The organism is Streptomyces diastatochromogenes (assembly GCF_002242805.1).
GTDB lineage: Bacteria > Actinomycetota > Actinomycetes > Streptomycetales > Streptomycetaceae > Streptomyces > Streptomyces diastatochromogenes.
Genome location: NZ_MCGQ01000041.1, coordinates 164639 through 177183, shown reverse-complemented (window position 1 = coordinate 177183; position 12545 = coordinate 164639). Strand labels below are relative to the sequence as shown.

The following is a 12545-nucleotide window of genomic DNA, read 5'->3' as shown; positions in this document are numbered from 1 at the left end:
TGCGAGTCAGACGAGGGCTGCGGTGTGCTGGTTGGCGGGGCGGGGGAGGCCGTAGCGCTCCCGCAGGGTCTGGCGGGGGCCGTAGGCGGTGCGGAGCAGGCCGCGGGTGCGCAGGATCGGTACGACGTGCTCGACGAACGTCTCCAGACCGGAGGGCAGCACCGCCGGCATGATGTTGAAGCCGTCGGCGGCGCCCTGGGTGAACCAGGTCTCGATCTGGTCGGCGACCTGCTCGGGTGTCCCGGCGAAGGTGAGGTGCCCGCGTCCGCCGCCGAGCCGTCCGATCAGCTGCCGTACGGTCAGCCGCTCGCGCCGGGCCAGCTCCACGATCAGCGTGTAGCGGCTCTTGGCGCCCTCGATGGCGGACTCGGGCGGCAGGTCGGCGGGGAGCTGGGCATCCAACTCCAGTGTTCCGGAGGGCAGTTGCAGCAGGCTCTCCAGGCGGCTCACCCCGTGGTCGTACACGATGTGGTCCTCCAGCAACTGCTCGGCGGCCCGCGCCTCGGCCTCCGTGGCGCCGATCACCGGGACGATGCCGGGCAGCACCTTGATGTGCTCGGGGTCCCTTCCGGCCTGTGCGGTACGGGACTTGAGGTCGCCGTAGAAGGCCTGCGCGTCCCGCAGTGTCTGCTGGGCGGTGATCACCGCCTCCGCGTACCGGGCGGCGAAGGCCTTGCCGTCCTCGGAGGAGCCCGCCTGCACCAGCAGCGGATAGCCCTGCGGGGAGCGCGGCACGTTGAGCGCGCCCTCGACGCTGAAGTACGTCCCCTGGTGCCGGGGCGGATGGATCTTGGCGTCGTCGCCCCAGACCCCGGCCGCCTTGTCGGCGACGATCGCGTCGTCCTCCCAGCTGTCCCAGAGCTTGAGGGCCACGTCGAGGAACTCGGCGGCCCGGGCGTACCGCTCGGCGTGCGCGGGTTCCGCGTCCAGGCCGAAGTTGCGCGCGGCCTCGGCACCCGCCGTGGTCACGATGTTCCAGCCGGCCCGGCCGCCGCTGATGATGTCCAGCGAGGCGAACTTGCGGGCCAGGTTGTAGGGGGAGTTGTAGGAGGTGGAGGCGGTGGCGATCAGACCGATGTGCTCGGTGGCCGTCGCCAGGGCGGTGAGCAGGGTGAGCGGTTCCAGGGCGCCGGCCGGGCGCTGGGCGATGCTGCCCCACAGGTGCGGGCCGTCGGCCAGGAAGAGCGAGTCGAAGGTGCCGCGCTCGGCGATCCGGGCGAGCCGCACGTAGTGGTCCAGATCGACGTGCGCGTACGGATCGCTCTCCGGCAGCCGCCACGATGCCTCGTGATGGCCGGTGCTCATCAGGAACGCGTTGAGGTGGAGCCTTCTCTGTGTCACTGATGATCCTCCGTGACGCCCAGTGCGGCCAGCAGCCGCTCGCGGTATTCGCCCAGCACCGGCTCGCGGTAGGAGCGCGGGTGGGGACGGTCGATGGTCAGGTCGAGGCCGATCCGGCCCTGGTCCAGGACGAGGACGCGGTCGGCGAGCACGATCGCCTCGTCCACGTCGTGGGTGACGAGCAGCACCGAGGGCCGGTGGCGCTCCCACAGCTCGCGCAGCAGATGGTGCATCCGGATCCGGGTGAGCGCGTCCAGTGCGCCGAACGGCTCGTCGGCCAGCAGGAGTTCGGGTTCGCGGACCAGGGAGCGGGCGAGCGCGGCCCGTTGTGCCTCGCCGCCGGACAGCTCGCCCGGCCAGGCCCGCTCCCGCCCTTCGAGGCCGACCTCCGCCAGTGCCGAACGGCCACGCTCGACGGCGTCCTTGCCGTCCAGGCCGAGCAGTACGTTGTCCAGTACCCGGCGCCAGGGCAGCAGTCGGGAGTCCTGGAAGACGACCGACACCCGCTCGGGCGCGGTGAGCTGCCCGCTGCCCGCGACCCCGTGGTCGAGGCCCGCGACGGCTCGCAGCAGGGTGGACTTGCCCGAGCCGCTGTGCCCCAGCAGGGCCGTGAACTGGCCGGCGGGCAGGTCGAGGTCGATGCCGTCGAGGACCGTACGCTCCTCGAACGACCGGGTCAGGCCGCGCAGTTGGACGGCGGGCCGGGTCAGCTGTTCAGTGTGCGGCGCCACGACAGCACCCTCCGTTCGATCAGCCGGACCACGCTGTCGGAGACCAGTCCGAAGATGCCGTAGATCAGCAGGCCGACCAGGATGACGTGGGTCTGGCCGTAGTTCTGCGCCTGGAACATCAGATAGCCGAGGCCGCTGGTGGCATTGATCTGCTCCAGGACCACTAGGCCCAGCCAGGAGCCGGTGACGGCGAGCCGGAGTCCCACGAAGAATCCGGGCAGCGCCCCCGGGATCACGATCTGCCGGATGAAGGCGAACCTCGACAGGCCCTGCACCTCGGCGAGTTCGACGTACCGGCTGTCGATGCCGGACAGCGCGGCGTGCGTGTTCAGGTAGAGCGGGATGTAGACGACGATCGCGATGATGGCGATCTTGAAGGTCTCGCCGATGCCCAGCCAGAGGATGAACAGCGGGATCAGACCGAGGGTCGGGATTGCCCGGTTGAGCTGCACGGTCCCGTCGATCAGCGCCTCCCCGGCCCGGCTGAGCCCGGAGGCGAGCGCGAGGGCGACGCCGGCGGTCAGGCCGATCACGAAGCCGTACGCGGCCCGCTCCAGCGAGGTCAGGATGTCGGTGGGCAGCGTGCCGTCGGTCCACAGGTGGACGCCCGTTCGCAGCACGGTCCAGGGCGCCGGGATGGCGCCCGGGTCCAGCCGTCCGGCGGCCGAGGCGGCGGCCCACAGGGCGACCAGCAGCAGCGGGCCGGCCAGCCGGGCCGCGGGCAGGCGGCGGCCGGGGGAGAGGCGGCGGCGCCGGCGGACCTGGGGGAGTTCCCCGGCGGCCGTGGCCGCCACGGCGGTCGTCGTCGTGGTCACGGCGCTCACCTCCGATACTCCGCCGGTACGGCCTTGGCGGCGAGGGACTCGAAGCGGTGGTCGAAGAGCGAGGAGACGTCGAACTTCTTCACGAAGCCGCCCTCGGCGAGCAGGTCGGCGGTCTCCTGCTCCCACTTGATCGCCTCGTCCCAACTGGGCGGGAAGAGAGGCTTGTTGGCGAGCTTGCTGATGCCCCGGGCCTGGTCGAGGGTCAGGTTCTGCGTCTTCACGTAGAACTCCTCGTTCCACACGTCCGGGTGCTCGTACTGCCACACCTGGCCCTTGGCCCACTCGGGGATGTAGGCGGCGATCGCCGCGGCCTTCGCCGGGTCGTTCAGCACGGACTGCGGCGCCCACAGCAGGTTGAGCAGGTCGACGACGTCGGTGGGGATGGTGTGGGCGCCCTTGCCCTCGTACTGCTTGAGGTAGGCGGGTGCCTGGCTGTTGGCGAGCGGGGCGATGTCCACCTGCCCGGACTGCAGGGCGGTCAGGAACTGGTTGCTGGTCAGCGGGACCAGCTTCACCTCGTCGTACTTCAGGCCCGCCTGCTTCAGCGCCCGCAGCAGTACGACACCCTGCGCCTGCCCCTGGGAGAAGGCGAGCTTCTTGCCCTTGAAGTCCGCGACCGTGCGGATGTCGCTGCCGGGCTTGGTGGCGAAGAGGTAGTTGGGCTTGCGGGTGATGTTGATCGCGACGATCTTCGCGTCGAAACCCTGGTAGTGCGCCTGGATCGGCGGGATGCCCGCGTTGTTGGCGAGGTCCAGGGACTTGGCGCGGAACGCGTTGATGACGTCCGGACCGGCCCCGATGTTGACCCAGCTCGACACGGTGAACGGCAGCGGGGGCAGCTTCGCCAGTCTGAACTGCAGTTGCTGCGTGCCCTGGTAGGAGGCGATCTTCAGGCTGGTGCCGGACGGAACCTTGTCGGCGAGCGGCTTGGTGGCGGCGCCCCTGGTGTCGGCGGCGGCGCTGCCGTCCGCGCAGCCGCTGAGGCCGGCGACGGCGGCGGACGCGCAGAGCAGGGACGTGAGAAAGACACGACGGTGCATGGGAGGACTCCCGGGGAAAAAGAGCGAGCGGAAAGGCAGGAGGAATTCCGGGAAGGCAAGCCGGAGCAGGAAAAACTCACGCAGCGAGAAACACGCGCTTCATGCGCGGCAATGTGTCAGCAACAGAGGGTGCGACAGCTCGTGAGCGGGCTCATGACCAGGATGTTCCCGGCCATGAGCGACGCCTGTCAACATTCCGAGTTTCTGAATTAAATAGCCTCAGGTGACGCACCCAACGGGTCCCGGAACAGCGCGTCCAGCACCACGGAGCCGCCCGCGACCGCCAGCACGGAATCCGGGAAACTCGTCGGCAGCACGGCCGCGGACCGGTGATTTCCGGCCGCTTCGCGCAGCGCGGTCAGGCAGTCCTCCCGGTGCATGACACCCACCTCGGTCACGACCACCGTCTCCGGATTGAGCACGTCCAGCAGCAGCCCCGCCGCCCGCCCGGTCATCCGCGCCCGCTCCACCAGCAGCCGTACCGCCACCTCGTCCCCGGCCTGCGCCGCCGCGAGCACGTGCATCGGGTTCACCCCGTCGATCACCCCGGCCTCCCGGGCCCGCCGGCACAACGTCCGCTCGCTCAGCTCCGCCTGGAGGCAGCCGGTCCGCCCGCAGCCGCACGGCTCGGTGCCGCCCGGCACCGGGAGATGGGCGATCGCACCGGCCTGGGAGCGCGGCCCGTAGTGCACCTCGTCGTTGGTGGCGAAGGCCGCGTCGACCACGTTGCCGACGAACAGATGCAGCACGCTGCGGCTGCCCCGGGCCCGCCCGAACAGCCGTTCGCCGTTGACCAGCGCCCGCGCGTGCCCGTCCACCTGGACCGGCAGCCCGGTGCGGGCGCCGAGCAGCTCCCGCACCGGCACCTCGCGCCAGCCCAGCAGCTCGTGCTCGACGACGGTGCCCGTCTCCCGGTCCACCCAGCCGCCGGCCGCGACCCCGACCCCCAGCGGCCGGCGGCCCGGCGCCCGCGCGAGCAGCGCCGTCAGGCCCTCGGCGGCCCGGGCCAGCACCCAGCCCGGATCGGTCCGTTCGTGCTTCAGCCGCCGCTCGGCCACCACACGGCCGCGCAGGTCCAGCAGCGCGACGGTGGTGTACGGCACGGCCACGTGCACCCCGCCGACCACGAACCGGTCACGGTCGAGGTCGACCGGCACGTGCGGCCGGCCGACCCCGTTCGAACGGCGGGGCGCCGCCTCCTCGTGGATCAGCCCGAGCCCGGCCAGCCGGGCGCAGTGCTCGGTCACCGACGCGGGCGACAGCCCGGTCAGCCGGGCGATGGTGCTGCGCGCCACCGGCCCGTGCTCCAGCACGGACCGCAGCACGACGCTGGCACTGGTCCGCCGCCGGTCGCTGTCGGCGGCACGGGGAACGGGGGAGACAAGGGTGGATGCCGCGGTACGGGGCATGGAGAACCGTCCTCGGAAGCGGGGCCGACACGTCTCGGAAAGGAGAGGCGCCCCGCAGAGCGCCGCTACCCCGGGCGGCGACAGGTGGCAGCGCCCTGGCGTCGCAGGTCGACATAGCGACGCGACGTGAAGTTCCGGGCCTGGGCAACCATGCGTTCGAAGCTAGCAAAGCGCCCCCGCGCTGCCCAGACGGCGACCGACGGGCGAGACGGCCACCGGGCCTTTGGTGGAACCCTACAGACGCGGTGTCAGCTCCCCAGGTACCATGCACCACTTCACCTCAGTGACCGGTATCACGCCGTACCCGGTGTAACCCGCATCCTTTGTCCGGAGCCCACCAAGGGCCGATGACCGCCTTTGTCGAGCACTGACGGTGATCGGCGCGCGGCGGCCGGTATAGCGTCACGGTGTTCCCACGTGCCCACACCACTCGCGGAGTCCCCATGAGCACCGCCACCGTCGCCGCCCGCCCCGGCGCCGTCCTCGCCGACATCCGTCCCGCGTCCCGCGTGCGCGACGCCGCCCTCGTGCTCGGCGGCGCCGTGCTCACCGGTCTCGCGGCCCAGCTGTCGGTGCCGGTGCCCGGCTCCCCGGTGCCGGTGACCGGCCAGACCTTCGCCGCGCTGCTCGTCGGCACCGCGCTCGGCGCCCGCCGCGGCTTCCTCTCCCTCGCCCTGTACGCCGTCGCGGGCGTCGTCGGCGTGCCGTGGTTCGCGGGCGGCACCTCCGGCTCGGGCGCCGTCTCCTTCGGCTACGTCATCGGCATGCTGCTCGCCTCCGCGGCCGTGGGCGCGCTGGCCCGCCGCGGCGCCGACCGCTCCGCACTGCGCATGGCCGGCACGATGATCCTCGGCGAGGCCATCATCTACGCCGTCGGCGTCCCCTACCTGGCCCTGGCCGCCGACCTGTCCGCCTCCCAGGCGATCTCCCTCGGCCTCACCCCGTTCCTGATCGGCGACGCCCTGAAGGCCGCCCTGGCGATGGGCGTGCTGCCCACCGCCTGGAAGTTCGTCAGCAAGCGCTGAATCCGTAGTTCCTGCACAAGAGGTTCGCCGGGTCGTACTGCTCCTTCAGTCCGGCGAGCCTCTTGTGCGTCTCCGGGTCGTACAGACCCGCACTCCGGTCCCCGCCCCCGAACGCGAAGTTCAGCGAGCGGCCGAGGGTGTCGTCCGCCAGCAGCGCGAACGCCGGGTCGAGCACCGCCCGCGCCTGCTCCCGCTCGCCGCCGGTCAACAGCCGCACCAGGAAACGCCCTTCGCGGTACGGCACCGCGTTCGGCGCCGGCCGGCCGAGCGCCCCGCCCAGGTGATTGACCTGGACGACACACATCCTGGGCGCGTCCGGCCCGGTCATCCTCAGCAGTTTCCCGACCCGCTCCACGTCCAGCTCCCGCAGCACCGCGCTGTCACCGTAGTAGGCGTGCGGGAAGTCCGGGTCGCTGTGGATGGTGTGGCTCTCGGCGTACGGCATCACACGCAGCGAGTCCGTGAGCACCGGCCCGATCTCCCGCAGCGGGGCGACGAGTTCCTCACCGTCGGCGCCCGTGTAGGCGACCCGGATCGAGACGACGTACCGTCCCCGCAGATGCGGCGGCAGCGCGGGCAGATCCGGGTACGGTACGGCGGCGAAGGACGAGGTCAGCCCGTCCGGCACGGTCCGCGTCCAGGCCTCGTACGCCCGCAGCGCCTCGGCCGGGTCCACCACCCGCCCCTCGAAGGAGACCGAGCCGCCGTACAGCGTCCGCACCGGTACGAGGCCGATCTCCAGCTCGGTGACGATGCCGAAGTTCTGCCCGGCGCCGAGCAGCGCCCAGTACAGATCGGGGTCGGAGTCCGGGGTCACGTGCCGCAGCTCGCCGTCGGCGGTGACGACCTCCAGCCACCGCACATGGTCCGCCGCGTACCCGAACTCCCGTGCCAGGATGCCAAGTCCGCCGCCGAGGGTGTACGACACCGCGCCCACGCTCGGCGCCGATCCGTTCAGCGGCGCCAGCCCGTACGGCTCGGCCGCCGCGACCACCTGACCCCAGCGCACCCCGGCCTGCACCCGGACGGTCCGGGCCGCCGGGTCGACGGTGATCCCGTCCATCCGGCGGGTCGTGACCAGCACCCCGCCCTCGCTGCCACCGGGCAGCCCGTGCCCGGTCGCCTGGACGCCGACGGGCAGGTTCTCGGCGGCCGCGTACCGCACCGCGGCCACCACGTCGGCGGCCGAGCGGGCGGCCACGACCACGGCGGGCCGCTGGGTGAACCCGAGCTGGAATCCGGCGAGTTCGTCCTCGTAGCCCGAGTCGCCCGAGCGGAGGAGAAGCAGGTCCGCGTTGTCGTCGTCGCTGTTCACGAAGGTCATGACGCACACGATGGCCGCATAACCTGACACCTTCCGTCAGGTTATGCGGCCGATGTTCCGCGGTTGTCGTGGTGCGGCTCAGGCCTCCTGCCGCCGGCGCTGCGACCACCACACTCCGGCCGCGCCGGCCGCGATCAGCGCGGCGCCCGCGGCGCCCAGGGGCAGCACGTCACGCCCCACACCGGTCTTGGGCAGCTCGTCGCCGCCCGGTGCGACCGGCTTGTTGTCGGTGCCGAGGAGCAGCGGGGTGGCCGGGGCGTTCGGCGACGGGTTGGTCGTGCCGAAGGGCACCGGGCCCTGCTGCCAGAACGTCTTCTTCCCGTCCGTGGTCTGCACGGGCAGACAGATCTTCCCGGCCTTGCTCAAGTCGTACGTGGCCTGCACCGCGTACGACTTGGACTGCCCGGCCGCAAGCGAACCGACCGGGCAACTGAAACCACTGTTCGAACCTTCCGGCAGGTCCTTTTCCGCGATCGCCGAGCACCCCTGAACGCCCGCGATCCGCAACCCGTCGAATCCGACCACCAAAAGCCGGATGTCGCCGCTGTCCTTGGTTCCCTCGTTCTTCACCGTGGCGGTAATCGCCGTCTTTTTCGAACTGTTGTCGACCGAGATCTTCTCCGGCAGCAGCGTACGAAGCTGCACGCCCGCCGGTGCCTCGTCGACCGCCTTTCCTCCCTTGCCGCTGCCCGGTCCCTGGTCATCGGCCACGGCCGTGCAGGCGAGGACCAGCACGGCCGAGAAAGATGCCGTGACCAGCGATCCCGCGATGCCCGCCCTGCGACGAGAACTCATGTTCGCCCCCCTTGCAACCCCCTGGACTGCGCCTGAATTCGCAGTACTTGAAGAGGTACCACAAGATTTCCCCGCACTATGCTGGTACGGCGCGAAGTGTGACCATTGTGTTTCAGCAGAGGCGGTCGTTGAGGGGGGTGCGACGCATTGCCGGGAAATATGGGGGAAGCGGGAGAACCGGGAGCCGGCGGGATTCCGGGGCTCCTGGTGAACGCGCGCTATCGGCTGGTCGAAAGCATCGGGCAGGGGGGAATGGGGCGGGTGTGGCGGGCCGTCGACGAAATACTCGACCGGCTGGTCGCGGTGAAGGAGATACGCGTCGACGGGCACGCCGCGGAGGACAGTCGCACCCACCGCGAACGCACCCTGCGCGAGGCCCGGGCGACGGCCCGGATCGACCACCCCAACGTCGTGCGCGTCTACGACGTGGTGGACGAGGGGCAACGCCTGTGGATCGTCATGGAGTTGATCCCCGGCCGCTCCCTGGAGCGGATCATGACCGAGCAGGGCCCGCTGAGCCCGCGCGAGACCGCGGGCATCGGGCTGGGCCTGGTGGCGGCGCTCCGCCAGGTGCACGCCGGGGGCGTCCTGCACCGGGACATCAAACCGGGGAACGTCCTGGTCGAGTCCGGAGCGGGCCGCGTGGTCCTCACCGACTTCGGCATCGCCGCCATCCAGGACGCCAAGGCCCTCACGATGGTCGGCATGCTCGTCGGTTCCCCCGATTACATGGCCCCCGAGCGCATCTCCGGCCGCCGTCAGGGCCCGCCGTCCGACCTGTGGTCCCTCGGCGCGACCCTCTCCGCGGCCCTGGCGGGCAACTCCCCGTTCTCCCGCGACACCACGCTGGCCACCCTGCACGCGGTCCTGTACGAGGAGCCCCGACTCCCGCCGTCAGCAGGCCCGTTGAGTGACCTCCTCGCCGCTCTCCTGGCCAAGGACCCGTCGGCCCGGCCCGGGCTCGCGGAGGTGGAGCAGGCCCTGCGAGCGGTGGTGTATCCGCCGGTACCGACCGTGCCCTTCAGGAGCGAGCCGGTTCAGCCGACCGAGACGAGTGGGCGGGTGGGAAACGGGGGTCTGGGAGCGGAGCCCCCAGGAGCCGCCGAGGGCGCCCCCGCAGGGGAGGGGCCTGGAGGTGGGTCATCCGACGAGTTCGGGGGCGCGCCGCCCGAACCCGCCGCGGAACCCGAACCCACCGCGGAACCCGAGACCGCCGTCGGCCCGCACCCCCGCCGGACCGCGCTGCTCGCCGTGCTCGGGGTCGTCGCCGTGGGTGTCGTGGTCGCCGTGCTGGCCGCCACGTCCGGAGGCGGCGGACGGCGGGAGGGGGCGGGTGGCGGGACGACAGTGGCCTCGTCGCCCACGGCGTCCTCTGCTGCTTCTGCGGCCGTCTCCCCGACGGTCTCCCCGACCGTCGACGGGACCTCGCGGCCGCACAGCCCGCCGCCCGGTGCCAGGACGGAGGCGGGCGGGTTCGCCTGGGTGCCGCCCAAGGGGTGGCGGCGGGACGTGAAGACGGGGGCCGAGGTGCACTACACCTCGCCCGACGCGCGGCAGGAACTCGTCGGCAAGTCCTCGCTGGCCCGGGGCGACCTCCTGGACACCTGGAAGCGCTCGGAGAAGGACGCCCAGCAGGGACGCGACTACGTCAAGATCCGGCTGGCGGAGACCAGATTCCAGGGGTACCCGGCGGTCGTCTGGGAGTACACCTTCACCCTCAAGGGCACCCCCTGGCACGCCCGCCTGCTCGGCTTCGACGCGGACGGGAAGTCGTACCAGATCAACACCTGGTACCAGCCGGCGATCGAGGGGCAGGCCATCAGCCTCTACGACCGCGTCAAGGACACGTTCACGGTCCTGTGAAACGCGAGGGAGGGAGCCCCGAAGGACTCCCTCCCCGAAAACGCGGCGGTGGGCCGGATCAGCCGACGCTCACCTTGTCGGCCGGCTCCGCCTCCGCGGCGGGAACCGCCCGGCGGCCGACGACCTTCTCCTTGATCACGGCGATGCCGACCACGAGCGCCGCGACCAGCACGGACAGCAGCACCGTCGTACGACCACTGCTCTCGCCCTTCGTGTCCGTCAGCATGTAGCCGAGGACGAACACGATCAGTGCGGCCGTCGCCCAGGTCAGGTAGGGGTAGAGCCACATCTTGACGACGAGCTTCTCGGGCGCCTCCCGCTGGATGATCTTCCGCATGCGCAGCTGCGAGAAGCAGATGACCAGCCACACGAACAGGGCCACCGCACCACTGGAGTTGACCAGGAAGAGGAAGACCGAGTCCGGGAACTTGTAGTTGAAGAAGACGGCGACGAAGCCGAAGAGCACGGACGCGATGATCGCCGCCAGCGGGACACCACGCGAGGTGGTCTTCGCGAACACCTTCGGGGCGTCACCACGCTGACCGAGCGAGAACGCCATCCGGGAGGCGGTGTACAGGCCCGAGTTCAGGCAGGACAGCACCGAGGTGAGCACGATGAAGTTCATGAGCTCACCGGCGTGCGCGATGCCGAGGGAGTTCAGGGCGGCGACGTAGGAGCCGTCCTTCGCGATCGACGGGTCGTTCCACGGCAGCAGGGAGACGACGACCAGGATCGAGCCCAGGTAGAAGACGCCGATACGCCAGATGATGCTGTTGGTCGACTTGGTGACCGCGCGCTGCGGGTCCTCCGACTCGCCGGCCGCCAGCGTCGCGATCTCGCTGCCCATGAAGGAGAAGACGACCAGCAGCACACCGGTGAGGATGGCCCCGGGTCCGTGCGGCAGGAAGCCGCCGGCGGAGGTCAGGTTGCCGAAGCTCGCCTTGTCGGCGTGCACGCCCGGCAGGACACCGAAGATGGCCAGCAGGCCGACGACGATGAACGCGCCGATCGCCACGACCTTGATGCCGGCGAACCAGAACTCGAACTCGCCGTAGGAGCCGACCGAGACCAGGTTGGTCGCGGTCAGGACGGTCATCACGATGAGCGCCCAGCCCCACTGCGGGACGGCCGGCATCCAGCCCTCGAGGATCTTCGCGCCGGCGGTGGCCTCCACGGCCAGCACGACGACCCAGAAGAACCAGTAGAGCCAGCCGATGGAAAAGCCGGCCCAGCGTCCCAGCGCACGGTCGGCGTGCGCGGAGAAGGAACCGGAGGTCGGATTGGCGGCGGACATCTCGCCGAGCATGCGCATCACCAGCACCACGAGCGTGCCGACGAGGGCGTACGAGAGGAGGATGCCCGGTCCCGCGGTAGCGATACCGGAACTGGAACCGACGAAGAGGCCGGCTCCGATGACGCCACCGATCGCGATCATCGACAGATGGCGGTTTTTCAGTCCTGCTTGAAGGCCCGAACCAGGGGTCATGGACGGATTTCCTTTACGCCAGGTGGAGCTGCCCGTACGAGCGGTGTACGAGCCGGTCCAGTGAAACCGAGGTGAACGAATCCGGGAACCTCTGAATCCAGATTGTTACTTGAGGTTTCCTTGAGGTTCTATGGCTCGATTCACATTTTTCCGGGCCGGCACCCGAGGCTGCTGCCCGGGATCAGGCGTGTCACACTCGTCCCATGCGCGTGTATCTCGGCTCCGACCATGCGGGCTACGAACTCAAGAACCACCTCGTCGAATGGCTCAAGGCGGCGGGGCACGAGCCCGTCGACTGCGGGCCCCACATCTACGACGCCCAGGACGACTACCCGCCCTTCTGCCTGCGTGCAGCGGAGAAGGCGGCGGCGGACCCCGAGGCTCTCGGTGTCGTGATCGGCGGCTCCGGCAACGGGGAGCAGATCGCCGCGAACAAGGTCAAGGGTGTGCGGGCGGCGCTGGCCTGGAGCGAGGAGACGGCTTCGCTGGGGCGGCAGCACAACGACGCGAACGTCGTGGCCGTGGGTGCGCGGATGCACAGCACGGAGGAGGCGACCAAGTTCGTCGAGGTCTTCCTCAACACGCCGTTCTCCGGTGACGAGCGTCACATCCGCCGCATCGACATGCTGTCGGCCTACGAGACGACCGGCGACCTCCCCCCGATCCCGCCCCACCACCCCCAGCAGTAACGGCGCCCCCTGGGGGCT

Annotated in this window: 11 protein-coding genes; 3 read left to right on the top strand and 8 right to left on the bottom strand. The window is 70.6% G+C overall.

All coding sequences use genetic code 11. The annotated features are described in order from the left end of the window. Positions 1-6 precede the first annotated feature (6 nt). The 5 genes from BEK98_RS37465 to BEK98_RS37445 all read right to left on the bottom strand — a co-directional run bounded on the left by BEK98_RS37465 (position 7) and on the right by BEK98_RS37445 (position 5345). A complete protein-coding gene (locus BEK98_RS37465) occupies positions 7-1341 on the bottom strand; it encodes an LLM class flavin-dependent oxidoreductase (protein ID WP_094221221.1) in 1335 nt (444 codons plus the stop codon). Further along, positions 1338-2072: an ABC transporter ATP-binding protein gene (locus BEK98_RS37460; protein WP_094221220.1), complete on the bottom strand. Its 735-nt coding sequence runs from the start codon at positions 2070-2072 to the stop codon at positions 1338-1340. Before BEK98_RS37460 ends, BEK98_RS37465 begins: the two co-directional genes overlap by 4 nt. Next, positions 2048-2896, bottom strand: a complete 849-nt coding sequence (locus tag BEK98_RS37455) for an ABC transporter permease (RefSeq protein WP_094221219.1) — start codon at positions 2894-2896, stop codon at positions 2048-2050. Before BEK98_RS37455 ends, BEK98_RS37460 begins: the two co-directional genes overlap by 25 nt. Further along, complete coding sequence (locus BEK98_RS37450; RefSeq protein ID WP_094221218.1) at positions 2893-3936, bottom strand: ABC transporter substrate-binding protein; 1044 nt, start codon at positions 3934-3936, stop codon at positions 2893-2895. Before BEK98_RS37450 ends, BEK98_RS37455 begins: the two co-directional genes overlap by 4 nt. Positions 3937-4145: 209 nt before the next feature. Further along, complete coding sequence (locus BEK98_RS37445) at positions 4146-5345, bottom strand: ROK family transcriptional regulator (RefSeq protein WP_094221217.1); 1200 nt, start codon at positions 5343-5345, stop codon at positions 4146-4148. A gap of 443 nt (positions 5346-5788) precedes the next feature. On the opposite strand from BEK98_RS37445, the gene BEK98_RS37440 reads away from it, so the two are divergent. Continuing rightward, positions 5789-6370: a biotin transporter BioY gene (locus BEK98_RS37440; protein WP_094221216.1), complete on the top strand. Its 582-nt coding sequence runs from the start codon at positions 5789-5791 to the stop codon at positions 6368-6370. On the opposite strand, the gene BEK98_RS37435 is transcribed toward BEK98_RS37440, so the two are convergent. Both BEK98_RS37435 and BEK98_RS37430 read right to left on the bottom strand, forming a co-directional pair. Further along, positions 6357-7694 (bottom strand): FAD-binding oxidoreductase, encoded by a 1338-nt coding sequence (locus tag BEK98_RS37435; protein WP_094221215.1) that lies wholly within the window; start codon positions 7692-7694, stop codon positions 6357-6359. The two genes, BEK98_RS37440 and BEK98_RS37435, sit on opposite strands and share 14 nt — an antisense overlap. A gap of 78 nt (positions 7695-7772) precedes the next feature. Then, positions 7773-8489, bottom strand: a complete 717-nt coding sequence (locus BEK98_RS37430; RefSeq protein WP_094221214.1) for an LPXTG cell wall anchor domain-containing protein — start codon at positions 8487-8489, stop codon at positions 7773-7775. A 207-nt stretch (positions 8490-8696) separates the two neighbouring features. Between BEK98_RS37430 and BEK98_RS37425 the strand changes: the two genes are divergently transcribed. Beyond that, positions 8697-10352 (top strand): serine/threonine-protein kinase, encoded by a 1656-nt coding sequence (locus tag BEK98_RS37425; protein ID WP_425276645.1) that lies wholly within the window; start codon positions 8697-8699, stop codon positions 10350-10352. Positions 10353-10410: 58 nt separating this feature from the next. On the opposite strand, the gene BEK98_RS37420 is transcribed toward BEK98_RS37425, so the two are convergent. After that, positions 10411-11838, bottom strand: a complete 1428-nt coding sequence (locus BEK98_RS37420) for an amino acid permease (protein ID WP_094221212.1) — start codon at positions 11836-11838, stop codon at positions 10411-10413. A 203-nt stretch (positions 11839-12041) separates the two neighbouring features. On the opposite strand from BEK98_RS37420, the gene BEK98_RS37415 reads away from it, so the two are divergent. Further along, on the top strand, positions 12042-12527 hold the full coding sequence (locus BEK98_RS37415) for a ribose-5-phosphate isomerase (protein WP_094221211.1): 486 nt from the start codon (positions 12042-12044) through the stop codon (positions 12525-12527). Positions 12528-12545: the final 18 nt, after the last annotated feature.